The 26,444-nt window shown below is 53.7% G+C and carries 27 protein-coding genes and 1 riboswitch; of the genes, 16 read left to right on the forward strand and 11 right to left on the reverse strand.

Going from position 1 to position 26,444, the window contains the following annotated elements; translation table 11 throughout:
• Window positions 1-219: 219 nt before the first annotated feature.
• Genes NNL38_RS04540 through NNL38_RS04550 form a run of 3 tightly spaced genes read left to right on the forward strand, consistent with a single transcriptional unit; the run spans window position 220 to window position 2,962 of the window.
• Window positions 220-450, forward strand: coding sequence for a FeoA family protein (locus NNL38_RS04540; protein WP_255389838.1), 231 nt, complete (start codon window positions 220-222; stop codon window positions 448-450).
• Window positions 447-2,723 carry a Fe(2+) transporter permease subunit FeoB gene (feoB, locus tag NNL38_RS04545; protein WP_255389839.1) on the forward strand — a complete coding sequence of 759 codons (2,277 nt, stop codon included), beginning with the start codon at window positions 447-449 and terminating at the stop codon, window positions 2,721-2,723. The genes NNL38_RS04540 and feoB overlap by 4 nt, the downstream gene beginning before the upstream one ends.
• Window positions 2,720-2,962 (forward strand): FeoC-like transcriptional regulator, encoded by a 243-nt coding sequence (locus tag NNL38_RS04550; RefSeq protein ID WP_255389840.1) that lies wholly within the window; start codon window positions 2,720-2,722, stop codon window positions 2,960-2,962. Before feoB ends, NNL38_RS04550 begins: the two co-directional genes overlap by 4 nt.
• A gap of 83 nt (window positions 2,963-3,045) precedes the next feature.
• On the opposite strand, the gene NNL38_RS04555 is transcribed toward NNL38_RS04550, so the two are convergent.
• Complete coding sequence (locus NNL38_RS04555) at window positions 3,046-3,477, reverse strand: HIT domain-containing protein (protein ID WP_255390559.1); 432 nt, start codon at window positions 3,475-3,477, stop codon at window positions 3,046-3,048.
• A 186-nt stretch (window positions 3,478-3,663) separates the two neighbouring features.
• Here NNL38_RS04555 and NNL38_RS04560 point away from each other — a divergent pair, with 186 nt between their 5' ends.
• Window positions 3,664-4,269: a DUF924 family protein gene (locus tag NNL38_RS04560; RefSeq protein WP_255389841.1), complete on the forward strand. Its 606-nt coding sequence runs from the start codon at window positions 3,664-3,666 to the stop codon at window positions 4,267-4,269.
• Window positions 4,270-4,385: 116 nt separating this feature from the next.
• Here NNL38_RS04560 and NNL38_RS04565 read toward each other — a convergent pair whose 3' ends face one another.
• Window positions 4,386-5,405 (reverse strand): GGDEF domain-containing protein, encoded by a 1,020-nt coding sequence (locus NNL38_RS04565; protein ID WP_255389843.1) that lies wholly within the window; start codon window positions 5,403-5,405, stop codon window positions 4,386-4,388.
• A gap of 284 nt (window positions 5,406-5,689) precedes the next feature.
• Window positions 5,690-7,420 (reverse strand): arginine--tRNA ligase, encoded by a 1,731-nt coding sequence (argS, locus tag NNL38_RS04570; RefSeq protein ID WP_255389844.1) that lies wholly within the window; start codon window positions 7,418-7,420, stop codon window positions 5,690-5,692.
• A gap of 438 nt (window positions 7,421-7,858) precedes the next feature.
• On the opposite strand from argS, the gene NNL38_RS04575 reads away from it, so the two are divergent.
• Window positions 7,859-8,449 carry a VOC family protein gene (locus tag NNL38_RS04575; protein ID WP_255389845.1) on the forward strand — a complete coding sequence of 197 codons (591 nt, stop codon included), beginning with the start codon at window positions 7,859-7,861 and terminating at the stop codon, window positions 8,447-8,449.
• 74 nt (window positions 8,450-8,523) lie between these two features.
• Here NNL38_RS04575 and purU read toward each other — a convergent pair whose 3' ends face one another.
• The gene (gene purU / locus NNL38_RS04580; RefSeq protein WP_255389846.1) at window positions 8,524-9,357 is read right to left on the reverse strand and encodes a formyltetrahydrofolate deformylase; all 834 of its coding nucleotides are present in this window, start codon (window positions 9,355-9,357) and stop codon (window positions 8,524-8,526) included.
• A 200-nt stretch (window positions 9,358-9,557) separates the two neighbouring features.
• Here purU and NNL38_RS04585 point away from each other — a divergent pair, with 200 nt between their 5' ends.
• The 7 genes from NNL38_RS04585 (at window position 9,558) to rnd (ending at window position 17,300) form a co-directional block, all read left to right on the forward strand.
• A complete protein-coding gene (locus tag NNL38_RS04585; RefSeq protein WP_255389847.1) occupies window positions 9,558-10,058 on the forward strand; it encodes a group I truncated hemoglobin in 501 nt (166 codons plus the stop codon).
• Between the two features lie 107 nt (window positions 10,059-10,165).
• A complete protein-coding gene (gene yoaA / locus NNL38_RS04590) occupies window positions 10,166-12,124 on the forward strand; it encodes a DNA repair helicase YoaA (RefSeq protein WP_255389848.1) in 1,959 nt (652 codons plus the stop codon).
• Window positions 12,125-12,826, forward strand: coding sequence for a tRNA (adenosine(37)-N6)-threonylcarbamoyltransferase complex dimerization subunit type 1 TsaB (gene tsaB / locus NNL38_RS04595; protein ID WP_255389849.1), 702 nt, complete (start codon window positions 12,125-12,127; stop codon window positions 12,824-12,826).
• Window positions 12,827-12,948: 122 nt separating this feature from the next.
• On the forward strand, window positions 12,949-13,236 hold the full coding sequence (locus NNL38_RS04600; RefSeq protein WP_255389850.1) for a hypothetical protein: 288 nt from the start codon (window positions 12,949-12,951) through the stop codon (window positions 13,234-13,236).
• Between the two features lie 141 nt (window positions 13,237-13,377).
• Entirely contained in the window at window positions 13,378-14,283 is a 906-nt protein-coding gene (locus NNL38_RS04605) for an alpha/beta fold hydrolase (RefSeq protein ID WP_255389851.1), read from the forward strand.
• 122 nt (window positions 14,284-14,405) lie between these two features.
• Complete coding sequence (gene fadD, locus NNL38_RS04610) at window positions 14,406-16,091, forward strand: long-chain-fatty-acid--CoA ligase FadD (RefSeq protein WP_255389852.1); 1,686 nt, start codon at window positions 14,406-14,408, stop codon at window positions 16,089-16,091.
• 87 nt (window positions 16,092-16,178) lie between these two features.
• Window positions 16,179-17,300 (forward strand): ribonuclease D, encoded by a 1,122-nt coding sequence (gene rnd, locus NNL38_RS04615; RefSeq protein ID WP_255389853.1) that lies wholly within the window; start codon window positions 16,179-16,181, stop codon window positions 17,298-17,300.
• Window positions 17,301-17,395: 95 nt separating this feature from the next.
• Here rnd and minE read toward each other — a convergent pair whose 3' ends face one another.
• From minE to minC, 3 genes are read right to left on the reverse strand one after another with little or no spacing between them, the layout of a single operon-like run.
• The gene (gene minE, locus NNL38_RS04620) at window positions 17,396-17,659 is read right to left on the reverse strand and encodes a cell division topological specificity factor MinE (RefSeq protein WP_255389854.1); all 264 of its coding nucleotides are present in this window, start codon (window positions 17,657-17,659) and stop codon (window positions 17,396-17,398) included.
• A 6-nt stretch (window positions 17,660-17,665) separates the two neighbouring features.
• Window positions 17,666-18,478 (reverse strand): septum site-determining protein MinD, encoded by an 813-nt coding sequence (gene minD, locus NNL38_RS04625; RefSeq protein WP_255389855.1) that lies wholly within the window; start codon window positions 18,476-18,478, stop codon window positions 17,666-17,668.
• Between the two features lie 21 nt (window positions 18,479-18,499).
• The gene (minC, locus tag NNL38_RS04630; protein WP_255389856.1) at window positions 18,500-19,162 is read right to left on the reverse strand and encodes a septum site-determining protein MinC; all 663 of its coding nucleotides are present in this window, start codon (window positions 19,160-19,162) and stop codon (window positions 18,500-18,502) included.
• 222 nt (window positions 19,163-19,384) lie between these two features.
• Between minC and NNL38_RS04635 the strand changes: the two genes are divergently transcribed.
• Both NNL38_RS04635 and NNL38_RS04640 read left to right on the forward strand, forming a co-directional pair.
• Window positions 19,385-19,666: a YcgL domain-containing protein gene (locus tag NNL38_RS04635; RefSeq protein ID WP_255389857.1), complete on the forward strand. Its 282-nt coding sequence runs from the start codon at window positions 19,385-19,387 to the stop codon at window positions 19,664-19,666.
• Between the two features lie 8 nt (window positions 19,667-19,674).
• The gene (locus NNL38_RS04640; protein WP_255389858.1) at window positions 19,675-20,646 is read left to right on the forward strand and encodes a lytic murein transglycosylase; all 972 of its coding nucleotides are present in this window, start codon (window positions 19,675-19,677) and stop codon (window positions 20,644-20,646) included.
• A gap of 193 nt (window positions 20,647-20,839) precedes the next feature.
• On the opposite strand, the gene NNL38_RS04645 is transcribed toward NNL38_RS04640, so the two are convergent.
• Window positions 20,840-21,235: an H-NS family histone-like protein gene (locus NNL38_RS04645; RefSeq protein ID WP_255389859.1), complete on the reverse strand. Its 396-nt coding sequence runs from the start codon at window positions 21,233-21,235 to the stop codon at window positions 20,840-20,842.
• A 368-nt stretch (window positions 21,236-21,603) separates the two neighbouring features.
• A riboswitch (Lysine riboswitch) is annotated at window positions 21,604-21,787 on the forward strand.
• Window positions 21,788-21,885: 98 nt separating this feature from the next.
• On the opposite strand from NNL38_RS04645, the gene NNL38_RS04650 reads away from it, so the two are divergent.
• Window positions 21,886-23,487, forward strand: a complete 1,602-nt coding sequence (locus tag NNL38_RS04650; RefSeq protein WP_255389860.1) for a Na+/H+ antiporter NhaC family protein — start codon at window positions 21,886-21,888, stop codon at window positions 23,485-23,487.
• A 135-nt stretch (window positions 23,488-23,622) separates the two neighbouring features.
• Entirely contained in the window at window positions 23,623-24,201 is a 579-nt protein-coding gene (locus NNL38_RS04655; RefSeq protein ID WP_255389861.1) for a thymidine kinase, read from the forward strand.
• Window positions 24,202-24,269: 68 nt separating this feature from the next.
• Here NNL38_RS04655 and hisIE read toward each other — a convergent pair whose 3' ends face one another.
• Genes hisIE through hisA form a run of 3 tightly spaced genes read right to left on the reverse strand, consistent with a single transcriptional unit; the run spans window position 24,270 to window position 26,419 of the window.
• Window positions 24,270-24,896, reverse strand: a complete 627-nt coding sequence (gene hisIE / locus NNL38_RS04660; RefSeq protein ID WP_255389862.1) for a bifunctional phosphoribosyl-AMP cyclohydrolase/phosphoribosyl-ATP diphosphatase HisIE — start codon at window positions 24,894-24,896, stop codon at window positions 24,270-24,272.
• A complete protein-coding gene (hisF, locus tag NNL38_RS04665; RefSeq protein ID WP_255389863.1) occupies window positions 24,893-25,666 on the reverse strand; it encodes an imidazole glycerol phosphate synthase subunit HisF in 774 nt (257 codons plus the stop codon). The genes hisIE and hisF overlap by 4 nt, the downstream gene beginning before the upstream one ends.
• Window positions 25,667-25,684: 18 nt before the next feature.
• Window positions 25,685-26,419: a 1-(5-phosphoribosyl)-5-[(5-phosphoribosylamino)methylideneamino]imidazole-4-carboxamide isomerase gene (gene hisA, locus NNL38_RS04670; protein ID WP_255389864.1), complete on the reverse strand. Its 735-nt coding sequence runs from the start codon at window positions 26,417-26,419 to the stop codon at window positions 25,685-25,687.
• Window positions 26,420-26,444: the final 25 nt, after the last annotated feature.

Here is a 26,444-nt window from a genome sequence, read left to right on the forward strand (position 1 = left end):
CTTTGCGGTCGTCAGTTCATTTTCTTCTTTATGATTCCTCCCGATGCGTGACGTGCCTGCTTGATCGCGGGCTAGCTTGGTTTGTCTAATGGCCTATAAAAAAAGTGGTTATCGAGGGTGCCTTGATGATTTCTTGACATAAAACAAAGCTCAAAGTGTTTCAGGCTGTAAAATCGCAACCAGTAATGAAAACAATTATCAATAAGGTGTGGCGTAAAGATGAAACTGTCAGAGTTGTCATGCGGGACAAGCGGAAAAGTGACGGGCATGTCTGCCTTACCGGCGGCAACCCGAAAGAAATTGATGGTGATGGGGATGCTGCCGGAGACGCCGGTGACAGTGGTACGTTTAGCGCCGTTGGGCGATCCACTTCAGGTTAGGGTGCGCGGGGTGGATATGGCCTTGCGTAAGCAGGTCGCCGCAGCGATTGAAGTGGAGGTACAGTCATGACTTACCACATCTTGACGGTGGGGAATCCCAATAGCGGCAAAACCACGTTATTTAATGGCCTGACCGGCGCGAAACAGCAAGTCGGCAACTGGGCCGGCGTGACGGTCGAGAAAAAAAACGGCACTTATACGTATGAGGATCAGCATTATACGCTGACTGATATGCCGGGAATTTATAACCTCGATAGCGGGAATGATGCCAACAGCCCGGACGAAGTGATTGCGTGTCAGGCGCTGATGCAGCTCCCGGCCGATTTGATTCTCAATGTTGTGGATGCCACTTGCCTGGAACGCAGCCTTTATGCCACCTTGCAATTGCGAGAACTCGGTCGGCCGATGGTGGTGGTGCTGAACAAAATGGATGCGCTGGCACGCCAACGTCAGTGTCTTGATCTGAAAGTGCTGGAAAAGGCACTGGGCTGCCCGGTGCTTGCCATTTCGGCCAATAACCAGGCACAGGTGAAATCCCTGAAAGCCGAGCTGCATCAGCAGCTTACACAAGGTCTTTCACTACAAGCCCTGACCTTGCACTATGGCGATGCGATGGAGCAGGCGGTGGGTCAGCTCACGCCGCTGTTCACTGAAGGGGTTGTCAATACCCGTGCGCAGGCCATTCGCCTGCTTGAGCAGGACGTTTTAGTGCTCAACAGTTTGCCATCGAGCGTTCGGGAGCAGGCCTGCAATGTTCGTCATTCGCTGCTGGCGGATATGGATATTGATGTCCAGATGGCGGATGTCCGATATAGCTTTTTACATCAGTTGTGTCAGCGCGTGCGTCGTCAGGAAGGCAAGATCAGTCGCCATTTAAGTGATCGGATTGATCAGGTTTTACTGCATCGCGCATTCGGGTTGCCGTTCTTTTTCATCGTGATGTACCTGATGTTCATGTTCTCGATTAATATCGGCAGCGCCTTTATTGATTTCTTTGATATCAGCGTCGGGGCGTTACTGGTCGATGGCGGCCATTACCTGCTGGACGGACACCTGCCGGTCTGGCTGGTCACGATTATAGCTGACGGCATTGGTGGCGGGATCCAGACGGTTGCGACTTTTATTCCGGTGATTGCCTGCTTGTACCTGTTTATGGCGCTGCTGGAAAGCTCCGGTTACATGGCGCGGGCGGCGTTTGTGCTGGATAAGGTCATGCAGCAGGTGGGTCTGCCGGGCAAGGCATTTGTGCCTTTGGTGCTTGGCTTCGGTTGTAATGTGCCGGCGATCATGGCAACCCGGACCTTAGAGCAAGAGCGCGAGCGTAAACTGGCTGCGGCGATGACCCCCTTTATGTCCTGCGGTGCTCGCCTGCCGGTTTATGCCTTGTTTGCAGCCGCCTTCTTCCCGGAAAACGGCCAGAATGTGGTGTTTGGCCTGTACCTGCTGGGAATTGCGGCGGCTGTCCTGACCGGTTTGCTGTTGCGCTATACGTTGTATCCGGGCACCAGTAGCAGTTTCATTATGGAAATGCCGGACTACGAATTACCGACATTGCGAAATGTCGGGATCAAAACCTGGCAAAAGCTCAAGCGTTTTGTGCTGGGGGCGGGGAAAACCATCGTTGTGGTTGTTGCTTGTCTGAGTTTCTTTAACTCGCTCGGCGTGGATGGCACGTTCGGTAACGAGGATAGCGAAAACTCCGTATTGTCACGGGCGGCCCAGGTGGTGACCCCGGTGTTGGCACCGATCGGAATTCAGGAAGACAACTGGCCGGCGACCGTCGGGATCATCACGGGTATTTTTGCCAAAGAAGCCGTCGTGGGTACTCTGAACAGCCTGTACGCGCCTTCCGCCGCGGAAGATGAGGCTGAATACGATTTGTTGGGCAGCTTGCAAGAAGCGGTGGCTTCTATTCCGGCAAACCTGGCCGATCTCAGCTACAGCGACCCACTGGGGATTGAAGTGGGTGAGCTGACGGATCTGGATGTGGTTGCAGAGGCGCAGGAAGTCGATGCATCGGTGTTTGGTAACATCCAGGCACAATTTGTTAGTGGCTCTGCGGCCATGGCCTACCTGGTCTTCATTCTGCTTTACACGCCCTGTGTGGCCGCAATGGGGGCTTACGTGCGAGAGTTTGGTCAGAAGTTCTCGATCTTGATTGCCAGCTGGACCATGCTGTTGGCTTATACCTGTGCAACGCTCCTGTACCAGGTCGCCCACTTTACGGCGCATCCGGTGAGTAGTTTGCTGTGGATCGGCTTGTTTGCCGCAATCAATGCCGGGTTAGCCATTGCCTTTAAGCTTCAGGGACGGAAACAGCCACGGGAGATTGCCGTCGTATGATTTTGCAACAGTTTAGGCAATACCTTGAAGCCCGTGGAAAAACGAGCCGGGCAGCGCTGGCGCAGCACTTCGGGATCAGTGAAGATGGCGTCGATGCGATGCTAGAGATCTGGGTGCAAAAAGGAAAACTCAGTAAGGAGCTGGCCGGCTGTGACGGTCAGCCCTGTTGCCGGGAAGCTTCTGAGGTCTGGTATCGCTGGTTGTCGCCCCACGAGCTGGCAATCACTGTGGTTCACTAGCCGTCAGTGATGGCCTCTCAGATCCAGTGCAACAAGCAGCCAGCTCAGGCTGCTTGTTGTGTTTTAAACAACGTGGAATGTAATCAGACGGTAGGGGAAAACCCGGGAATATGGCTTAGCTCGTCACGCAGCTCTTCGGCCAGCGCTGCCTGAACGTCCTCACTGCGTTGGGTACCATCGGTGTTACCCCAAACCGGGCCGGGCCAGGCGACATCGTGCTCAAACCGGGCGATGTGGTGTACATGAAGTTGGGGCACCAGGTTCCCCAGTGCGCCGACGTTTATCTTATCAGCCTGATAATCGTGTTCTAATAGGGCGGCGACTGCGCTGGATTCACGCATCAACTGGATTTGATCGGCTTCGGATAGGTGGTGAATCTCCTTCAGCGCTTCACGGCGCGGGACTAGGATTAGCCAGGGCCCCAGGGCTTCTTTTGACAGTAACACCTGGCACAGCGGCAGATTACCCAACAGGGTGGTGTCTGCGGCCAGTCTCGGATGAAGTGCAAACTGCATCATCTTATTCCTTAATTGTATTGTGTTGCTCACATGCTGACACTTTGCTCATCGTGATCAGCAGGGGCTGCGTTATGCTGTGACACGACTATAGGGGAAACTGTTCGAACAAGCCAGAAAGACGCCAGATGCATCGTTCAGGTTTCTGAAATATCTGTAAATACAGTGTTGTGAGCGGGGGAAGAGATGACAGCTGAATATCAGGAAGTGCTGGACTTTTGGTTTGGTGAGCTGGATGAAGAAGTCACGGTGAACAATCAGAATTCACTCTGGTTTCAGGGCGGAGAAGAAACCGATCGCCTGATTTCGGAGAAGTTTCAACCGTTAGTGAGCCAGGCTGGCCTGGGTCAGCTCAGCCACTGGGCCGCAGAGCCGAGAGGTGCACTGGCATTGATCATTCTGCTCGATCAATTTACGCGCAATATCTACCGCGGCCTGAGCGCGGCATTTCGTTATGATTCGCTGGCCCTGGCCATTTGCAAACGGGGGTTGGCCAATAATCAGGATGAAGATCTACGACCGATTGAGCGGGTGTTTTTCTACTTGCCTCTGGAACATTCAGAAGCGGTTGAAGATCAGGAAGAAGCGGTCTTCCGTTTTGATCGCCTGCGCCAGTCGGTCTCTCCTGCGCATGCCGTGATCTTTGATGGTTTTTATCAATATGCCGTCAGTCATCATGAGATTGTGAAGCGCTTTGGTCGGTTTCCCCATCGCAACGCGGTCCACGGCCGTTTATCGACCCAGGATGAACTGGAGTGGCTGCAAAAAAGTGGCCAGCGTTTCGGGCAATAGTTGGGGGGCTGGGCCGCAACGGCGATAGTGTGTAGCCATCGCCCGCGGCTAGCCCTGTGAAACAGGGCGAGTATTTGAAGAAGTTGGGCTGAAGAAGCAGGACTGAAGAAGCAAGGTCAGTTCAGAGGCAGAACCCGGTTTCTGCCCAGTTGTTTGGCTTTATTCAGGAAGCTATCGGCTCGCTCGACCACCGCCAGGTAGGGCTCGTTCGCAGCCCGGGTTGCCAGGCCGAATGAAGCCGTCACCGATTTGATCCGCTGGTTGGTTTTCTTGTCCAGCACGGAAATGATCTCAATCATCCTGCGCAAGGTCTCTGCTAGCTGGCGTCCCTCGTCATGGTCAGCATTCGGGTAGATTATCGCAAATTCTTCACCGCCGAAGCGGTAGCACTGGGCGTGCCCTTCACAGCGCTCCCGGAGGCGGTGGGCAACCAACTTCAGTACCTGATCACCCAGCAAGTGGCCGTAGGCGTCATTGAAATCTTTGAACTTATCAATATCGAGCAGGATCAGGCTGTATTGCTGTTTGGCCTGGGTGTAGCTCAACAGATCGCGCTCGAAAGCACGGCGGTTAAACAGCCCGGTCAGCGCATCTTCATTGGCTTCTTTCTGACTTTTGGCCAGGGCTTGGCGCAGGGTTGAGATTTCTTCCTGGGCCTGGTTGAGTTGGCCCTGAAACGAGCCGGTAGAGGCCTGGATCTGGCGTGACTCTTCCAGCAGGTTGCGCACCAGTTTCATCGTATCTTCCAGAGACAAGCCGTCTTGCTCGGCGCGCTCGAGCTGATTGAAGGTGTTATCCAACACGCCCTGAAACGATTCTGTGGCCGAGAAGGTATCTGACATGGTATGAGACAGCTCCTGCATCATCGCCGCCAGGCTTTGCTTCAGTTGCACCATATCCCGATCGGTTTTACTGGCCAAATGCTCCTGGTACAGGCTGTCGCACAGGCTCGGCGGACAGTGGCCGAAGGCCTCAATCCCTAAATCAAGGGCCAGGTTAAGCTGGGGGTGCTGCTGTGTAGTATAGGTATACCACAGGGCGTAGTTGGTTGGGGTTGTCGGGACTTTGTGTTTGATCATCAGTGGAACAGTTTTTTTTAAGATTTCCGTTGATTCCACAAAGCTGTCTTTGCTCATACCTTGAATTCCGTTTGTCGCAATGCGTCGGCTTATGAAGACGATCAGCCGGGTGCCTTCTGGCTGCTGACCGTACACATGATGATCAGAAATCGGACTGGACCTGATCATCAATGAAATAGACATCGGCAGGTGCGCTGAGCGCTGGGGCGGTCGGATGTGCACTTGCTGGAATATTTGTTGCTATCATTTTGATAAGGATATAAAAAAGCCTTCTAAGGATACCTTAGAAGGCTTCGAATGATTAGAAAAAATTATGACTTTCTTGAACGAACGTAGCAGATTTACATGCGCTCGAGGGTTTCGATCCCCAGCAGGTCCAGACCTTGCTTGATGGTATTGGCTGTTAGCATCGCCAGCTTCAGGCGGCTTTGCTTCACGGTTTCTTCGGCATTGAGGATTGGGCATGCCTCGTAGAAGCTGGAGAACAGGCCAGCCAGCTCAAACAGGTAAGCACACATCACATGTGGGTGGCCTTCGCGGGCGACGGTTTGCACCGCTTCTTCGAATTGCAGCAGCTTCGACAGCAGCGTCTGCTCTTTCTCTTCGTTGATTGCAATCGGGTGGGTCAGATCTGCCAGCGCGATATCGGCACGCTTGAAGATGGATGCTACACGGGTGTAGGCATACTGCATGTACGGTGCCGTGTTGCCTTCAAAGGCCAGCATGTTGTCCCAGTCGAAAATGTAGTCTGTGGTACGGTGCTTCGACAGATCGGAATATTTCACCGCGGCCATTGCGACGGTTTGCGCGATCTTGGCTTTCTCGTCGGCATCCAGATCCGGGTTTTTCTCTTCGATTAGCTTGGTGGCGCGCTCTTGGGCTTCGTCCAGCAGATCGGCCAGACGAACGGTGCCGCCGGCACGGGTTTTGAACGGACGGCCATCTTTGCCCAGCATCATCCCGAATGCGTGGTGTTCCAGGCTCACGTTTTCCGGCACGTAGCCAGCTTTGCGGACAATCGTCCAGGCTTGCATCAGGTGTTGGTGCTGGCGTGAGTCAATGAAGTACAGGACACGGTCCGCACCCAGTTGCTCGTAGCGGTATTTGGCACAGGCAATGTCGGTGGTGGTGTACAGGAAGCCGCCGTCACGCTTTTGGATGATCACACCCATCGGCTCGCCGTCTTTGTTCTTGTACTCGTCCAGGAAGACGACCTGTGCGCCGTCATCTTCAACCGCCAGGCCTTTGTCTTTCAGATCCGCAACGATCCCCGGCAGCATGTCGTTGTACATCGACTCACCCATCACGTCATCACGGGTCAGGGAGACGTTCAGGCGGTCGTAGTTACGCTGGTTCTGGATCATGGTGATATCGACCAGCTTTTTCCACATGTCAGCGCAGTAGGCGTCACCGCTCTGTAGTTTCACCACGTAGTTCCGCGCACGTTCTGCAAACTCGGGATCTTCATCGTACAGTTTCTTTGAGTCACGGTAGAAGGCTTCCAGATCGGCCAGCTCCATGGAGATTTCGCCGGACTCGGCCTGCACACGCTCGAGGTTGGCAATCAGCATCCCGAACTGGGTCCCCCAGTCACCGATGTGGTTGGCGCGGATCACCTTGTGGCCCAGGTGCTCCAGGGTACGCACCACAGCATCCCCGATAATGGTGGAGCGCAGGTGGCCGACGTGCATTTCTTTGGCGACGTTTGGCGCGGAGTAGTCAACGACAATGGTTTTTTGCGCTTCTTTGGCTACACCCAGGCGCTCATCGACGAGGGCTTTTTCACCCTGCTCGGCCAGCCAGGCTTTGCTGAGGAAAATATTGATGAAACCCGGACCGGCGATTTCGACTTTGTCGGCAATGCCGTCCAGATCCAGCACATCGATCACTTTCTGTGCGAACTCGCGTGGGTTGGTGCCAAGTTTCTTGGCCACACCCATCACCCCGTTGGCCTGGTAATCCCCAAACTGGGCTTTGGCTGACTGACGAACGGCGGCCGGACTACCAGCAGGTGCACCGGCGGCTTCGAGTGCCTGAGAAACTTTATCGTTGATGAGAGCTTGAATGTTCACACGCCTATCCTTTAAATCATTGAGTACGCTAATGGTACGGGCTTATTAGCGAGGCAAAAACGTGACGGTATCCAATAGGGACTGCAGGCAAAAAAACCGTCAAAAATAGTCACGCAAGCTCGCGAGATGCCGGAAGGCAATTAGCGTACTGGCTGGAGTCACGTGAGTATTGTTGACGGGATAGCCCTCCGGAAGCAGAGGTAGTCTCTTGAATACGTCAGTTGCAATGCCTTAATAATACCCACAAACTTAGCCCTTTTGGCAACCCGAAAAAGGCATTGGTAGCGATTTTTTTTTCGTTTCGGGGACGCTGGAAAAATTATGCGCAAATCTAGCCGCGACAAGGCCTGTCGTCATCTTGGTTTAGGTTTCTAACCCCGGAAAATTGTGGATAATTATGCGTTTGTTATCTGATGCTGTCATTACTGGAGAAAAATCATGCAGAAGTTACGCGAGGCTGGTCTTCACCCTGAGCAAATGCTGGCCCAGTTGCCCGCCTTTGTGGCCCGCATTGAAGCGTTGGCCCGGGAGATGGATCTGTCTCTGACGGCCTATCAGGCCGACCATCTTGCGCTGCGGGTTAATGACCGGGAGATAGCTGAGGCACTACACCAGGCCTGGCTGGCCTACGGTGAGGAATGGTCCAGGACGATGATCAATGGCCGCCCGATCGTGGTGATTGGGTTTGATCAGCCCCTCCAGGTCGGCCCGTGGCAGATTGAAGCGCTGGAGCTGCCGTATCCGGGCGAGAAGCAATATCCGCAACAGGGATGGGAGCATATTGAATTTGTGATCCCGTCTGAGGCCGGTACCACGGATGCACTGAAGGCGGCGCTGGATGAGACTTTCCCGACATTGCCGTGGGATGAACTGGCAGCGAAAGGGATCAAGGTGAAAGCCAGCTCGCCGGCGGGCGAGCATGAGCGGCTGCCAAACCCGACGTATGCGTTCAAAAAAGAAGGCGTGTGCATCAAGCTCCACCCATGCTCGCTCAAAGCGGTGATTGAGAGTGAGGCGGGCGACTCGTAACCGGAGGTTGATTCAGGCCAGGCCGGCGCTGTGTTTGATGCGGCGGCCTGGTTTGAGTTTTTGTGGGGAGTGGATTACAGGATCACGGTGCGGTTGCCGTGCACAAAGACTTTATCATCAAGCACCAGGCCCAGTGCTTTACTCAGCACGGATTTTTCCACATCCCGACCGGAGCGGGCCATATCTTCGGCACTGAAGTTGTGATCGACCGGGATCACGTTTTGGGTGATGATCGGCCCTTCGTCGAGATCGTTGGTGACAAAGTGGGCGGTGGCTCCGATGATTTTCACCCCGCGTTCAAAGGCCTGTTGATACGGCTTGGCACCGATAAAGGCCGGTAAGAAGCTATGATGGATGTTGATGATCTTATTCGGGAAGCTGGCGACAAAATTCGACGTCAGGATCCGCATGTATTTTGCCAGCACCACGTAATCGGGCTGGTATTGCTGCACCGCCGCCAAGAGTTTTTCTTCATGTTCTTCCCGGGACAGCCCTTGGTGGCAGACATGGTGGAACGGGATATCAAATTTTTCTACCAGCGGTGCCAGGGTGTCGTAGTTGCCGACCACGGCAGCGATCTCGACATCCAGTGAGCCGTCAAAGGCTTTGACCAGAATATCCCCCAGACAGTGGGCTTCCTTGGTGACCATGATGACAATTTTTTTGCGTGCCGAGCTGACCAGGCGACGGTGGCTGCCCGTTGGCAGGGCGCGATCGAGATCGAACAGGAAGGTTTCGTCATTGAAGATCCCCTCCAGTTCGGTACGCATGAAGAACTGGCGATTGGAGTGATCGACGAACTCGTTGTTGTGAATAATATTAAGCTGATGCTTGTAGCAAATGTTGGTGATTTTTGAGATCAGGCCCATCGCATCAGGACAATCCGTCAGCAGTGTTTTCTTTTCCATGGTCTTCCTTGAGCTAAAATGTAGAACGAGATCAATTGGCCTTTCGGTGTGCGATCAGCATGAACAGCTGGCACATTGAACGGTTACTTGTCGATTGATTATCACTGATATTTACCTTGGATTGTTTTTGGGGTCAAAAGATAAATGTTGAGCAAAGGGATTTGAATCGCTGTCGTCTGTCTGATTTGCGAGGATGAGCTATGTCTGTTCAACGAAAATGTTCCCTGAAATGTCTGTGTTTTCTGAGTCTGATGGTGCTGGCCGTAACGGCCGTAGCGGAGGAAGGCAAAGATAAAAGCCTGTATGACCGGCTGGGTGGCTTGGCTGCCATTGCCGTGGTGGTCGATGACTTTATTGATGTTCTGGTGGTGGATGAGACCCTCAACGCCAATCCGGCAGTCGATGCGGCCCGTAAAGTCGTGCCGGCGCCGTATCTGAAATATCATGTCACCGCGATGGTTTGCCAGGCCACGGACGGCCCGTGTACCTATACCGGCCGCACGATGGAAAAGGCCCATCACCATCTCAATATTACCCTCGAAGAGTGGCAGCGGATGGTTCAGTTGCTGCGGGGGACCTTGAACAAGTTTGAAGTACCGGCGGCCGAGCAGGAAGCGCTGCTGGAAATTGTCTATTCGACCAAAGCGGATATCGTGCAGTCAGGCAATGGAGAGCAGTCGGGCAGCGCAGCGGCTGAATGATCCCGCCGGGAATTTAATGATGGTCGCCTGAGGGGAAAGTTGGCATAATGGGCGGTTCGATGACTGTATAAATAACCAATAGTCTCATAGCCCAGATTCTAATTGATATGATTGCCAAGTTTTTTGCCGACGGCGGCGCTTTGGATAAAGCGATTCCGGGTTTCCAAGCGCGCCAGCCTCAAATCGAGATGGCTGAAGCCGTGGCGGATGCCATCGAAACACAAGCCCAGCTGGTGGTTGAAGCCGGAACCGGGACCGGTAAGACGTTCGCGTATCTGGTCCCGGCCCTGGTCAGCGGTAAGAAAACGATCATCTCAACAGGATCGAAAAACCTCCAGGAACAGTTGTTTCACCGTGACTTACCTCTGATGGCCGGTGCGCTGGGCTTTACCGGTCGGGTTGCGTTGCTTAAAGGGCGGGCCAACTATTTGTGCCTGGATCGGCTCAGCCGACAAATCACTGAAAGTCATGGCACCCATGTCGATCCGACGCTACTGACGCAACTAGTAAAAGTGCGGACCTGGTCCTCAGCGACCCATACTGGGGATTTGGGCGAGTGCGATACGGTGGCAGAAGACAGTCCGGTGCTGCCGATGATCACCTCGACCAACGACAACTGCCTGGGGCGGGAATGCCCATCCTACGATGAGTGTTTTGTGGTCAAGGCCCGGCGCCGGGCAATGGAAGCCGATGTCGTGGTGGTCAATCATCACCTGTTTCTGGCTGACTTGGCGATTAAGGAGAGTGGCTTTGGCGAGCTGATCCCCGAAGCGGAAGTGTTCATTTTTGATGAAGCCCACCAGATCCCGGATATTGCCAGCCAGTACTTCGGCCAGAGCCTGACCAGCCGTCAGCTGCAGGAGCTGGCCAAGGATGTCGAGATTGGCTATCGAACTGAAGCCAAAGATATGCGCCAGCTGCAAAAAACCGCCGATCGCTTGTCGCAAGCTGCCTCGGAGATGCGACTGGTGCTGGGCGAGCCCGGCTTTCGCGGGAACTGGCGTGAAGCTGCCACCAGTCCGGCGATCCAGCGCGAGCTGACCCGGCTCAATGATGCACTGGATCTGACCCATGAAGTGCTGAAACTGGCCCTGGGGCGCAGCCAGCTGCTGGATGCGGCGTTCGAGCGCGCCACCTTACTCAAGGCCAAGCTGGCCCGTCTGAGTGACACCACGATCACCGGTTACTCCTACTGGTATGAATGCACTCCGCGCCACTTCAGCCTCAATATCACCCCATTATCTGTTGCCGAGAAGTTTCACGAACAGATTGAACTGCACCCCGGTGCCTGGATTTTCACCTCGGCAACCCTGGCGGTGGATGATGATTTTAGCCATTTCAGCCACCGCCTGGGCCTGACGCCCAAACGCCAGTTTGCTCTGGAAAGTCCGTTCGACTATACCCGGCAGGCGCTGTTATGCGTGCCGCGGTTTTTACCCGAGCCCAACAGTTTCGGGATTGCCGATCGCTTAGTCGCCATGCTGGCACCGGTGATCGAAAACAACCAGGGCCGGTGCTTCTTCCTCTGCACCTCGCACCAGATGGTGCGGGAGCTGGCGGAAGGATTTCGCACGGCGCTCGATTTACCGGTACTGGTACAGGGGGAAACCACCAAGTCGAAGCTGCTGGCCGAGTACCTTGAGCTGGGGAATGCGCTGCTCATTGCCACCGGGGCTTTTTGGGAAGGGGTGGATGTTAGAGGCCAGGCCCTGAGCTGTGTTATTATCGATAAATTGCCTTTTACGGCGCCGGACGACCCGTTACTCAAAGCGCGGATTGAAGATTGTCGCCTGCGCGGCGGTGATCCGTTTGCGCAGGTTCAGGTTCCCGATGCTGTGATCACCCTGAAACAGGGGGTAGGGCGTCTGATCCGCGATCAGCAGGACAAAGGCGTGCTGGTGATTTGCGATAACCGTTTAGTGACGCGCCCTTACGGCGCGGTCTTTTTAAGAAGTCTACCACCGATCCCGAGAACCCGGGATGTTGCGGGGGTTGGACAGTTTTTGTCTGTGGTGAATGGCCATGAGCAGGCCGTTCACTGTGATGACCAGCATTCAGAGGCTTGAATGAGCACCAAAATCCTTGCAGTCGATACTGCAACTGAAAATTGTTCCGTTGCCTTAATGGTAGGTAACGCCGTTATTTCACGCTGTGAGTATGCCCCGCGTGAGCACACCACCAAAATTCTGCCGATGGTCGATGCCGTATTGGCCGAAGGGGGCGTCAAACTGAACCAGCTCGACGCGCTGGCGTTTGGCCGTGGGCCGGGCAGCTTTACCGGGGTCCGGATTGGGATTGGCATTGCGCAGGGGCTGGCTTTTGGCGCCGACTTACCGATGCTGGGGATCTCAACCCTGGCTGCGATGGCGCAGGGAACGTATCGTATCCACCAATCTGAGCAGGTGCTGGCTGCGATCGATGCCCGGATGGGCGAGGTTTACTGGGGCCAGTACCAACGTCATGCTGATGGCGACTGGCAGGTGCTGGGCCGTGAGCGGGTGATCCAGCCGGCCAGTCTGAGCGAGCAACTGACTGAGACCCAGGGTCTTTGGCTGACCGCTGGGACCGGGTGGGAAGCGTACGTGGAGCAACTGGCGGCACTGCCGTTGGAACGACAATCCGGCGAGGTGTTGTACCCGGATGCACAGGATATGGTCCATCTGGCACCATTTGCCCTGGCCCGCGGTGAAGCTGTAGCTGCCGAGCATGCCAGCCCGGTCTACCTGCGCGATACGGTGACCTGGAAGAAACTGCCGGGCCGAGAATAAGGCCCCGACTCGCCGGGCGAGGCGTTACCGGCAAAATGTGACGTGGCAGTTGCACAATGCGCTGCCACGGCGCACAATCATCATCAAGGATTGAATTTTTGTTTTCCTGACAGGGACAGCTTATGGTGTCTATTCAGCGTTTACCGACCGCCATTCCGGCAACAAAAAAACCGGTCAACCAACCGGAGCGCACCGCTGCCGCCGTGCAACCGGCTGAGCCGACTGTGGTGGCCAAGGCGGTTGCGAAAACGGTCGCCGATCCCGCCCTGTTGCAGCAAGCCCACGCCAATATTCAATATGATCAACCGGAAGGTAAACACCGCGAGGCACTTGACTCTTATCTGGGCGTGATGCACCAGAGCCGCAGAGACGCACTGTCCGATTTGGTTGGCGTAGACGTGTACGTCTGAAGACGGTTGACCGACCTGGCTGAATCATAAGCAATTATCCACGCACTTTACCCCATAAATTACGAATTATTGGGCCATATCCTTGCTGATGTGGTAGTCTTCGCGTCAGTCACACCGCATTCTGAGTAATTTCCAACACACATGTTTGAGACCAACTTCCAGCTGGCTGAGCTTTCGCTGGCGGGGCTGAGTTCATTTGCTCACTCCGGCGACGTGGTGCATCCGGCGTCCCCGGTCGTGTTGCCCGATGATGGCCGGCCTTTGCTGCTGTTCCTACATGGCTGGCAGGATAACGCGGCCAGTTTTGATGCGCTGTTTCCTCAACTATCGCCGGCCTGCCACTGGATTGCGGTTGATTGGCCGGGCCACGGTTGGTCACCGTCCCGCAGTGCGGATAATTACTATCACTTCTTTGACTATCTCGATGATCTCAACCAGCTGCTGGCGCTATTGCCGGAACGTAACACCGTTCTGGTGGGCCATTCTCTGGGCGCGCTGGTCAGTGGCTGCTATGCGGCTGCGTATCCGGAGCGGGTGACCGGGCTGGTCTTGATTGAAGGCTTGGCCCCCTTGTCTGAAGCGCCGGATCAGGCCGTTGAGCGCCTGCGCCAGGGGCTGAAAGGGCGCGAGCGTTACCGGGAGTTTGCCCAGCGTTTTGCCGAGCGGCGGATGGGATCGTTTGAAGAGGCGCTGGCATTGCGCTGCGCCGTCAATCAGCTGACCTCCTCCCAGCTGACGCCGCTGGTTACGCGTGCTATCTGCCAGGATGAGCACGGCTGGTACTGGCGTCATGATAACCGCCTTCGTTGTGACTCCCTCTACCGGATGAGTGAAGCGCACGCCAAAACCCTGATGCAGGCAGTGCCATGCCCGGTTTTATCGATTATCGGCTCAAGCGGTTTTACTCGTCTCAAGCAACCCGAAGGCGGGTTTGACTGGCTGCGGCAGGCCGAGCAGGTTGAAGTGGCCGGTGGCCACCATTGTCATCTCGAAAGTCCGCAAGCGGTCTGTGATCAAATCATAAAGTTTCTATCCCAGTTCAAATAACTGGTCTAATCAGTTGTTACTTGTTTGTTAATTGTGCTGTAATGGTTCGGTAAACAGTTGTTTAAATTATTCCATGCAGCAATAGCTGGCGTTCGCGCCCCGTCATAAAAGGAGAGTGCAAAGTGGATAAGGTTTGGCTTAACCGCTATCCGGAAGATGTACCGGCAGAAATCAACCCGGACTGCTATCCGTCCCTGGTTGAAATGTTTGAGCAGTCTGTACAGAAATACGCGGATCAGACGGCATTCATTAATATGGGTCAGGTGATGACCTTCCGTAAACTGGAAGAGCGAAGCCGCGCTTTTGCGGCCTATCTGCAAAATGAGTTGAAATTGCGGAAAGGGGACCGGGTCGCGGTCATGATGCCAAACCTGCTGCAATACCCGATTGCCTTATTCGGGATCCTCCGTGCTGGCTGTGTGGTGGTGAACGTCAATCCGCTGTATACACCACGAGAGCTGGAGCACCAGCTCAACGACTCCGGCGCCAAAGCAATTGTGATCGTCTCCAACTTTGCCCATACCCTGGAAGCGGTGGTGAAGAACACCGGCGTTGAACATGTGGTGCTGACCAGCCTGGGCGACTTGCTGTCACGCCCGAAAGGGACTCTGGTCAACTTCGTGGTCAAATACATTAAGAAGATGGTGCCGAAGTATCATTTGCCACACGCTACCTCCATGCGAATGGCGCTGCGCAAAGGCCGCCGGATGCAGTATGTGAAGCCGTTCATGTCCGGCGAAGATACTGCCTTTTTGCAATATACCGGCGGTACAACCGGGGTGGCCAAAGGGGCGGTCCTGACGCACCGTAACATGCTGGCCAATGTCATGCAGGCCAAAGGGGCTTACGGGCCGGTGCTGACCGAAGGCCGCGAGCTGATTGTCACTGCGCTGCCGCTGTATCACGTGTTTGCCCTGACGGTGAACTGCCTGCTGTTTATTGAAATGGGCGGCCGTAACCTGCTGATCACCAACCCGCGTGATATTCCGACCTTCGTCAAGGAGCTGCAACGCTATCCGTTTACAGCGATCACCGGTGTCAACACCTTGTTTAACGCGCTGGTGAACAATGAAGATTTCCATGAGCTGGACTTCAGCAACCTGCGTCTGTCGGTTGGTGGCGGGATGGCCGTACAACGCGCTGTGGCGGAGAAGTGGAAGCAGATCACCGGAAATTATCTGCTTGAAGGGTATGGCCTGACCGAGTGTTCACCGCTGGTGGCGGCGTACCCTTACGATCTGGTGGACTATAATGGCTCAATAGGTCTGCCGGTACCGTCAACGGAAGTGCGCATCGTCGATGAAGAAGGGCAGGTGTTGGCCAATGATCAGGTCGGTGAACTGCAAGTCCGTGGTCCGCAGGTGATGCAGGGCTACTGGCAGCGTCCGGAAGCAAGCAAAGACGTGTTGACCGATGACGGCTGGCTTTCGACCGGTGATATCGTTAAGTTTGATGATGAAGGCTTTCTGCATATCGTTGATCGTAAGAAAGATATGATTCTGGTTTCAGGCTTTAACGTTTATCCGAACGAAATTGAAGACGTGGTCGCGCTGAACAGCAAAGTGCTGGAAGTTGCCGCCATCGGACAGCCAAACGATGTGTCTGGCGAAGTGGTGAAAGTCTGTGTGGTGAAGCGCGATCCGAGCCTGACCCGCGATGAGCTGCTGATGCACTGTCGGGAACACCTGACCGGTTATAAAGTGCCGAAAGTGGTTGAATTCCGCGATGAACTGCCAAAGACCAATGTGGGTAAAATCTTGCGTCGTGCGCTGCGGGAAGATGCAGAGAAGCAGGTGCAGGAAGCATAAGTGTCGATTTCAGGGTACAATGACTAAGCTGTTGAGTGCCGGCATGATGCCGGCACTTTCTTTTGGTTCGCAACGTAAAGGTTTGCTGTGAATTTTGAAATTGTAAATACAACAGAGCGGTTGCAGGCAGTGTGTGAGCAGGCCCGTAACCAGTCTGCTGTGATGCTTGATACCGAGTTTGTCCGCACTCGTACCCTTTACCCGAAACTGGGGCTGATCCAGCTGTATGACGGTCACTGCCTGGCGCTGATCGATCCGTTGGTGATTGAGGATTTATCGGCGTTGTGGGCACTGCTGCGGGATCCGGCGGTGATCAAAGTCCTGCATGCCTGTGGCGAAGATCTGGAAGTATTCCAGCACTATGCCGGGTGTTTACCGGAGCCGATGGTCGACACCCAGGTGATGGCTGCCTTTCTTGGTTACGGGATCTCTACCGGATTTGGCACCCTGGTCAATGACTTCCTGGGGATCGAGTTGGACAAAGGGGAAGCAAGAACCAACTGGCTGGCACGACCGTTGACACCAAAGCAGCTTGATTATGCTGCCGCCGATGTGTTCTATTTGTTACCACTGTATGAGAAGCTCCGGACACAGGTAGAAGCCAAGGGGTGGCAGGACGCTTTGGTTCAGGAATGTCAGACCCTGATGGCCAAGCGTGTGAAGTCGGTCGATCCGGATAAAGCCTACCTGGATATTAAGAATGCCTGGCAGCTGGAGCCCAAGCAACTGGCTGTCTTGCAACAACTGGCCAAGTGGCGGGTGCTGGAAGCGCGCAAGCGGGATCTGGCACTGAATTTCATTGTCAAAGAGCTGCACCTGTGGAAGATGGCGCGGTTTAATATTCAGTCCAAGGCGGTGATGGCGAAAGAAGGGTTTGACCCGATGGAGATCCAGCGCCATGGCAACCGTTTGGTGAGGATGGTGCAGGAAGTCGACTGTGTGTCGCCGCAAGATTACCCGGAGCGGATTGTGCGCTTGGTGGATCTGCCTGGCTATAAGCAGCTGGTGAAACTGATCAAGGACGAAGTCAACCAGGTGGAAGCAAGCACCGGGTTAGCGCCGGAGTTTCTGGCGTCCAAGAAGCAGGTCAACCAACTGATCACTTGGGCCTGGAAGCAGGAAAGGCCGCAGGATGCCTTGCCGGAAATGCTGACGACCTGGCGCAAGCCTTTGTTTGAAGAGAAAGTGCTGCCGTTGCTCGATCGCTAGGTTGGCAGGGGCCGGGTCGATAACGAACAAACGCTAAAAAGCGCCCGCTCATCAGCGGGTATAAAAATGCCCCGGTTACTGCCGGGGCATTTTGTTTATTTATCTTCGTCGGGCAACGTGACGTTGAGTTCCAGCACTGAGAGATCTTCTTCGCGCTGATCCAGGTTGACTGTGACCTGGTCCGGCGAAATCTCAACGTACTTCCGGATCACTTCCAGGATGTCCTGCTTTAGCTGCGGCAAGTAGCTAGGTGTCCCCTGAGCGGATGTCCGTCGCTCTGCAACGATAATTTGCAGCCTCTCTTTCGCCACAGTTGCGGTGGTTGGTTTTTTGGGGCGGAAGAATTCAAGCAAAGCCATACTGATTTAGCCTCCAAATAAGCGTTTAAGGAAGCCTTTTTTCTCTTCCTCCAAGAAACGGAACGGGCGGTCTTCACCCAGCAAGCGGCCAACGGTATCTTCATAAGCAATGCCCGCATCAGACTCTTTGTCAAAAATGACCGGCTCGCCTTTGTTTGAGGCATTCAGCACCGCCTGGCTTTCCGGGATCACCCCCAGCAGCGGAATATGCAGGATCTCTTCGACATCGGTCACGCTGAGCATCTCGCCGAGTGTCACCCGAGACGGGTTATAACGTGTCAGCAGTAAGTGGGTTTTCACCGACTCCAGCCCTTGCTCGGCCCGGCGGGATTTTGAATCCAGGATCCCCAGGATGCGGTCGGAATCGCGCACCGAAGAGACTTCCGGGTTGGTGGTGACAATGGCTTCATCGGCAAAGTACAGCGCCATCAGGGCGCCGCTTTCGATTCCGGCCGGAGAATCACAAATAATAAACTCAAAGCCCATCGCATCGAGGTCGCTCAGAACGCGTTCTACGCCTTCCTGGCTCAGGGCGTCTTTGTCTCGGGTTTGGGAAGCCGGCAGTACAAACAGGTTTTCAACCCGCTTGTCTTTGATCAGAGCCTGGTTCAGGTTGGCTTCGCCATTGATTACGTTGACGAAATCATAAACAACCCGTCGCTCGCAGCCCATAATGAGGTCCAGGTTACGTAAGCCGATATCAAAATCGATTACTGCGGTCTTTTTTCCGCTGAGTGCAAGACCGGATGCGATAGCTGCACTGGAGGTTGTTTTACCAACGCCGCCTTTTCCGGAGGTAACAACGATAATACGTGCCATCTATTAATTCCTTATTAAACCTTATAAAGCCAGGTGCTCAATGTTCAAATTATTTTCAGCAAGTGAGATAACGACACCTTTACCCCAGAACTCAGGATTGATTTTATCACTGAGCCAGTAGTTTCCTGCAATGGAAATCAGCTCGGCTTGTAAATTATGACTAAAAATGTGCGCTTGCCGTTGTCCACTGGCGCCGGCAATAGCACGGCCACGGAGTGTCCCGAACACATGGATGCTGCCATCTGCAATGATCTCTGCCCCGGCACTGACATGGTTCATGATGATGAGATCACTATTTTTGGCGTAGATCTGCTGCCCGGAACGAACCGGGGTACGGATGATTTTCGTCGGGGTCATTTCCGGCTCGGCTGCTTTGGCCTGGCGGGCTGCATTCATCACGGCAAACCCGGCCTGTTTTGCCTGGGCCTGAAGGTGTGCGCTCTTGCAACCGCTGATCCCGACCGGGATCATCCCGGCGTCCTTCACGCCTGACTGTAGGGCGACGAAGTCGATGGTGTCGCCAGCCTGGCTGATATCAATCACAACCGGGGCCGCGGCGAAAAAATTAGGCGCCTGCTCGACCTTCTCTTTGAGAAAGTCCGTTGCCTGCTGTATGTTCCCATCCACCAGGTGTAGGGCAGAGAGTGTAAAGGAACTCCCTTTAAGTTCTGCTGATTTTGTCATACTTGTTCAATGACTGTTACGAAAATAGCCGTGCCGCGCGTTATCACATAGATACTTGCATGTTATATTCCCCGGGGTGTATCAGCAAGCTATCCTTGCTCTAGCGTTGGAATTTCAGACAAGGCTCTCACCAGCACAGACAAAGCGCGGCAATTGAAGGGAATGATCTCGTCAAACTGCGGTCTCAGTGAGGTGAAGCCGTAAACAAACAGGCGACTTTTGATGTTGTGTGCAATTTATAAAAGCCCGAAAAAAGAAAATACCTATCTTTATATCAAGACGAAAGATGATTTTAGTGATGTACCGGACAGCCTGATGGCTACATTTGGCACGCCACAGTTTGTGATGGTACTGAAGTTGGATAACGGACGTAAATTGGCGCTGGCTGATGTTGAGAAAGTGAAAGCATCCCTCTCAACACCGGGGTATTATCTGCAAGTACCGCCACCGGTGCCTAACTTACTGGAACAGTATAAAGCGGATAAAGCTGCGAAACATACCTGAAGGTGATTATGTATAAGCGATTGGTTTCGGCCCTGGTGGCCTTGGGATTGGGTCTGTCGACGTCCGTGTGGGCAGCCGATGTTGGATTTGATGAATATGTCGATGGATTGAAAGTCGAAGCCCGGGAAAAAGGAATTTCAGAGTCGATAATCAACTCTGCTTTTGCGGGAATTCGCTTTATTGAGCGGGCGGTCGTGGCGGATAAAAACCAGCCGGAGCGTAAACTCACGCTCGATCAATATCTCCCCCGCGCGGTGCCGGAATGGAAAGTGGCTCAGGCGAATGAACTCTATCGAAAACATCGTTCGGCCTTGGAACGTGTTGGGCAGCAGTTAGGTGTTCAGCCGCGCTTTATTGTCGCCCTTTGGGGGGTAGAAAGTAATTTTGGCCGGTTGATGGGGAATTATAATGTGGTTGAGGCATTATCGACCCTGGCTTATGAAGGCCGTCGCGAAGCGTTTTTCCGTAATCAAGTGATGGCGGCTTTAGAAATTCTCGACGCCGGGCATATTACGCCGGAAAAAATGAAAGGTTCATGGGCCGGGGCCATGGGGCAACCACAGTTTATGCCGACTTCCTTTTTGTCATTTGCCGTGGATGGAAATAATGATGGTAAAATTGATATCTGGGAAAGCGAAGCGGATGTCTTTGCCTCTGCGGCGAACTACCTGCATCAGTCCGGGTGGGATGACAAATATACTTGGGGACGACAAGTACAACTACCAGACGGGATTGATTCCTCTTTGATGGGCGTGGAGAAATCGAAAGGCCGCTCGCTGGCCGAATGGCAACGCTTGGGCGTGCGTCGTTTGAATGGGCAGACCTTGCCTCAGGTGGATATTCAGGCATGGCTTATTCAACCCGATGATAATAAGGGGAGGGCATATTTGGTGTATAACAATTACCAGACTTTGCTGAAGTGGAATCGCTCACATTATTTTGCCTTGGCCGTAAGCCATCTGGCGGATCGGATCCGCTGAAGTGAATAAATAAAAGCTGTCATTGTTGTCTGGCTATTATTACAACTGAGGGTGAAGAATACACAGACACCGTGTTGGGTTATTCATCTCAGGTTGCCGTGAGGCAGCCGCAATGTGCAGCACTGTCTTTTGCTGTCTGCAAAGCAAAAAAAAGCCTGGTTTCAACCAGGCTTTTTCGAATCGGTTCCGAAAATTAAATTTCGAAATCTTCCAGAGACTTACCTTCTTCCAGTGCTTTCTTCAGCGCGGATGGGGTACGGCCTTGGCCAGTCCATGTTTTCTCTTCACCGTTCTCATCGATAAACTTATATTTTGCCGGACGCGCAGCGCGTTTTGCTTTTGGCGCTTTGCCCAGAGTTGCCAAAAGTTCTTCCGGGTCGATACCATCAGCCAGCAGCATTTCACGATACTGGTTCAGTTTTTCCTGACGCTCTTTTTCTTTTGCAAGCTCTTCAGCTTCAGCTTCTTCACGTTCAGTCACGACTGTTTGTAGTTTTTCCAGTGCTTCCTGAAGCTGTTCCAGAGTATATTCACGGGAAAGTGCACGCAGGCTGCGAAGGTTAAATAGGGCTTTCATTGCATCAGACATTTTAATTTTCCTGTTGGCATCAGCTATCTTAAATAATAATAGCAGTCACAAATCTATAATTGCAATAATAATACTTTTACTTACCTGATGACAAACAAAATATTTAAACTTGAATTCAATTTCCTTAATTGAGTTCTGATATCCTCATTTTTAATAAAGCCAATGGAAGATCTTCGTCCCGTTTTTCTAAATATTCAGCTCTCAATCAGGTTATTTTATTGCGCCGTGTTTCATATTGTGGGTTATGCGCATTGCTGTTTTTGATTAATTATTGCACTCTAAGGCAATATTATTCACTATTGTTGGTAATTTTTTCATCTTAACTTGTTGCAAAAGCATTCTGAGTACGTAGAATTGACCATTCCTTGACTAAGGGTAGAGGCGCATTGTCTAAAAGTAGCTGATTTGAGGGTGATACCGGTGATGATCAGTGAAAGGAGCCAATGCCGAAGTAAGTGAGGCTTATCACACCTGCTTGCTGGGGTTGTCACCGAATAGGGGCAACACTGCCATAGTATATAATTACATTAACTATGGAGCGCTACTGTGGGGTCCGGAATAAGGCTCGTCCTTTTCTTATGCTCTTCTCTCACGGTGAGATACCGTGTTCAGCAGTAGATCTCCAACCAGGATCGGTTGTCGTAGAGATCATGAATATTATCGATTTTTCCCACTCTTCTATTTCATTGTTGCCGCCATTGGTTGCGTTGGGTCTGGCGATTCTGACACGGCGTGTCTTACTTTCATTAGGTTTTGGGGTTCTGTTGGGGGCTTTGCTGCTGGCGGACTTTTCCGTGACGGCTGCTGCTGGTTATATCGGCACCACGGCGAAAGGCCTGTTCGTCGAAGATGGTGCCATTAACAGCTGGAACATGAGCATTGTCGCGTTCCTGGTGTTGCTCGGGATGATGACGGCGTTGCTGACCTTGTCCGGCGGGACACGCGCGTTTGCCGAGTGGGCACAAACTAAAATTAAGAGTAAGCGGGGCGCAAAACTATTAGCTGCTTTTCTGGGCGTTTTTATCTTTGTCGATGACTATTTTAACAGTCTGGCGGTTGGCTCCATTTCCCGTCCGGTGACGGACCGCTTTTATGTTTCCCGTGCCAAGCTGGCTTACATCCTCGATTCAACCGCCGCCCCGATGTGTGTGCTGATGCCAGCATCGAGCTGGGGTGCCTATATTATTACCCTGATTGGCGGCATTCTGGTCACCCATGGGGTGACTGAATACTCTCCGTTGAGTGCGTTCGTGCAGTTGGCGCCGATGAACTTTTATGCTGTCTTCGCACTATTGTTGGTCTTCGTGGTGGCCTGGTTCCAATTGGATATTGGGGCAATGAAGAAGCATGAGCTTGAAGCTTGCCGCGGTCATGGCTTTGATGAAGGCGATGACGACAGCATGGCCAAAGATTTGAATGATGAGCTGGAGATTGAAGAAAGCGAGCATGGCCGCGTCGGTGATTTGGTGATGCCGATTGTGATGCTGATCCTGGCGACCTTCTTCTTTATGATCTTTACCGGATACCAGGCTCTGGCGGCAGATGGCCAGGCATTCAATCTGCTGGGGGCATTTGAAAATACGGATGTGGGAACGTCGCTGGTGTATGGTGGTCTTGTCGGCCTGATGGCCTCGCTGGTCCCGATTTTCCGTCAGCGTTTGCCGATGGGGGACGTTGCCCGCACCTTGTGGCTGGGTGCCAAGTCGATGTTTGGTGCGATCCTGATCCTGCTGTTTGCCTGGAGTATCGGCAGTGTGATCAGCGACATGGCAACCGGTAAGTATCTGTCGACCCTGGTTCAGGGCAACCTGAATCCAATGTTGCTCCCGGCGATTTTGTTCCTGCTGGCTGGCCTGATGGCGTTTTCGACCGGGACTTCCTGGGGTACCTTCGGCATCATGCTGCCGATCGCCGGTGATCTGGCAGCAGCGGCCGACATTACCCTGATGTTACCGATGCTGGGCGCGGTGCTGGCTGGTTCGGTGTTTGGCGATCACTGCTCGCCAATTTCCGATACCACGATTCTGTCCTCGACCGGCGCACGTTGTCACCATATCGACCACGTTGCGACCCAGCTGCCGTATGCTCTGTCCGTGGCAGTTGTTTCGACCATTGGTTTCCTGGTACTGGGGATGACCAGCTCGGTTGCAGTTGCCTTCATGGCCGCGTTGATCAGCTTTATCCTGGTTTGCCTGGGGCTGTTGTGGCTGGCCCGCCGTCCGGGGACCGTCGCCGCGAAGCTGAAAAGCTAACACCACCGACCCAGTTCAATGAAGAGAAAAGCCCGCACTCATTGCGGGCTTTGTTGTACTTGGGGGAAGGCACTTTTAATTCGGGGCGGTTTTCTGTAGGATTCTGCCAGTTTTTTGCCTGAGACGGGGAGCCGAATGGCCCAGATGTATTTTTATTACTCTGCAATGAATGCGGGTAAATCGACGACTTTACTTCAGTCATCCTTTAACTACCGGGAGCGCGGGATGATCCCGGTGATTTTTACCGCCGCCATTGATGACCGCTTCGGCAAAGGCAAAGTCAGCTCCCGGATTGGGTTAGAAGAAGAAGCTGAGCTGTACAACGATACCGATGATTTGTATGCCCGGTTGCAGGGTATGAACGCCACGCAAAAGATTGACTGTGTCTTGATTGACGAGTGCCAGTTCCTGACCAAAAAGCAGGTCTATCAGCTGACCGAAGTGGTGGATAAGCTGGATATTCCGGTCCTGTGTTATGGTCTGCGCAGTGATTTTCGCGGAGAGCTGTTTGAAGGCAGCCAATATTTACTGGCCTGGGCCGACAAGTTGGTCGAGTTGAAAACGATTTGCCACTGTGGTCGTAAAGCCAATATGGTGATCCGGATGGATGAACACGGCAGGGCGATTGCCGATGGCGATCAGGTGGTGATTGGCGGCAATGACAGATATGTCTCGGTTTGCCGGACCCACTATAAAGAAGCGTTGGAGCGCTAAACAGCTTCAACCAAGATAAAAAGCCTGAGTCGAACTCAGGCTTTTTTAATCCGGACGATACTTGTTGTTTACTTGTGGCGCTCCTGAAGCTTGGCCGTAATATCGGACAATGACAGCCCCTGATCCTGAAGCAGGACAATCAGGTGGTACAAGAGATCGGCAGATTCACACACTAGCTCCGCCTTATCGCCCGACGTCGCCGCAAGTGCGACTTCAACCCCTTCTTCGCCCACTTTCTGCGAAATACGCTTGGTGCCACGGGCATAGAGGCTGGCCGTATAGGAAGAATCAGGATCGGCATCTTTGCGCTCAGCCAGGACCTGTTCCAGTTGGTGAAGAAACACCAGTGCCGGCTGTGTTCCGTTACCGACCAGCGGGGCATTGCTGTCAAAACAGGTTGGGGTTCCCAGGTGGCAGGTTGGGCCGACCGGTGTGGCGGTAACCAATAGGGTATCCTCATCGCAATCAACCCGGATGCTGTCGAGTTCCAGCACATTGCCCGAACTTTCTCCTTTGGTCCAGAGCCGGTTTTTCGAACGTGACCAGAAGGTGACCTGCCCGGTTTCGAGGGTTTTATTCAGCGCTTCATCATTCATATAGCCCAGCATCAGGACCTGACCGCTGGTGGCATCCTGAACCACGGCCGGGACCAGTCCGCCGACTTTATCCCAGTTTATGTTTGTCGTCTGACTCATAGCCGGATCTCCACACCTTGTTGTTTCAAATATGTTTTGAGCTCACCGATATTGATGATTTGTTTGTGGAACACGGACGCTGCCAGCGCGCCGTCCACATTGGCCCGGTGAAACGCATCGGTAAAATGGACCATTTCGCCTGCGCCGCCGGAGGCGATGAGCGGCACATGACACACCTCGCGCACGAGGTTGAGCTGGTCGAGATCATAGCCGTTGCGCACCCCGTCCTGATTCATCATATTCAGCACGATTTCACCGGCACCGCGGCGCTGCACTTCTTGCACCCAGTCTTTGGTTTCCCAGCGGGTGGCCTGGGTTCGTTTTTCATCGCCGGTGAACTGGTAGACCTGGTACTTGCCGCTTTCGGCATCGAAGTAGGAATCGATGCCGACCACAATACACTGCACCCCGAACTTGTCCGCCAGCTCTGTGATCAGGTTTGGATCGGCCAGGGCCGGGGAGTTGATGGAAACCTTGTCGGCACCGAATTGTAAGATGCGGCTGGCATCGTCCGCGGATTTGATCCCGCCGGCGACACAGAAAGGAATATCAATCACCTCGGCAACCCGGGCGACCCAGCTTTTATCGACCACCCGGCCGTCGCTGGAGGCAGTGATATCATAGAAGACCAGCTCATCGGCGCCTTCTTCGGCATAGCGCTTGGCCAGCGGGACGATATCGCCGATGATTTCGTGGTTGCGAAATTGCACCCCTTTCACGACCTGACCGTCCCGGACATCCAGGCAAGGAATAATACGTTTGGCTAACATGTGATTTCTCCCCGTTGGTTAGCTGTTCCAGCACTGGAATGCCTGCTCGGCACTGAATTTACCGTCCAGCAAGGCCCGGCCGACAATGACTCCGGCAACGCCGCTGCCTTTGAGGGCGGCGATGTCGTCCAGGCTGCCGATACCGCCGGAAGACTGAAAGTCGATTTGCGGGTAACGGGTACACAGGTCGACATAGAGATCGACATTGGAACCGGCCAGGGTGCCGTCACGTGAAATATCAGTGCATAGCACGTGTTTCAGGCCGACGGTGAGAAAGTCATCGAGCAGTGCTTCAATGGTAACGCCGGAGTCTTCCTGCCAGCCGGAGACAGCAACGTTGCGGTTGCCGTCGGCATCAATATTGACGTCCAGTGCCAGCACGATGTGCAGCGGGCCGTATTTTTCCATCCAGCCTTTGACCAGCTCAGGCTGCTTGACCGCGGTGGAGCCAATCACCACGCGCTGGGCACCTGCCGCCAGCAGATCGGCCACGTCCTGCTCGGTGCGGACACCGCCGCCGATCTGGATCTTGGCCGGGGTGCTTTGCAGCAAGCTTTGGATCAGAGCCAGCTGGCGGGCCGAAGTGTCCTTGGCCCCGGTCAGATCCACCAGGTGCAGCCAGTCGGCCCCGGCCTGGTGGTAGCACCGAAACTGCTCGGCGGGGTCGACTTTATACTCTGTGACCTGGCCGTAGTCGCCCTGGAACAAGCGAACGACCTGGCCATCAATTAAATCGAGTGCGGGAATAATCATCTTCAATCCTTGTGATCTTGCGCTG

Origin of the sequence: Photobacterium atrarenae (genome assembly GCF_024380015.1) — a bacterium.
Lineage (GTDB): Bacteria > Pseudomonadota > Gammaproteobacteria > Enterobacterales > Vibrionaceae > Photobacterium > Photobacterium atrarenae.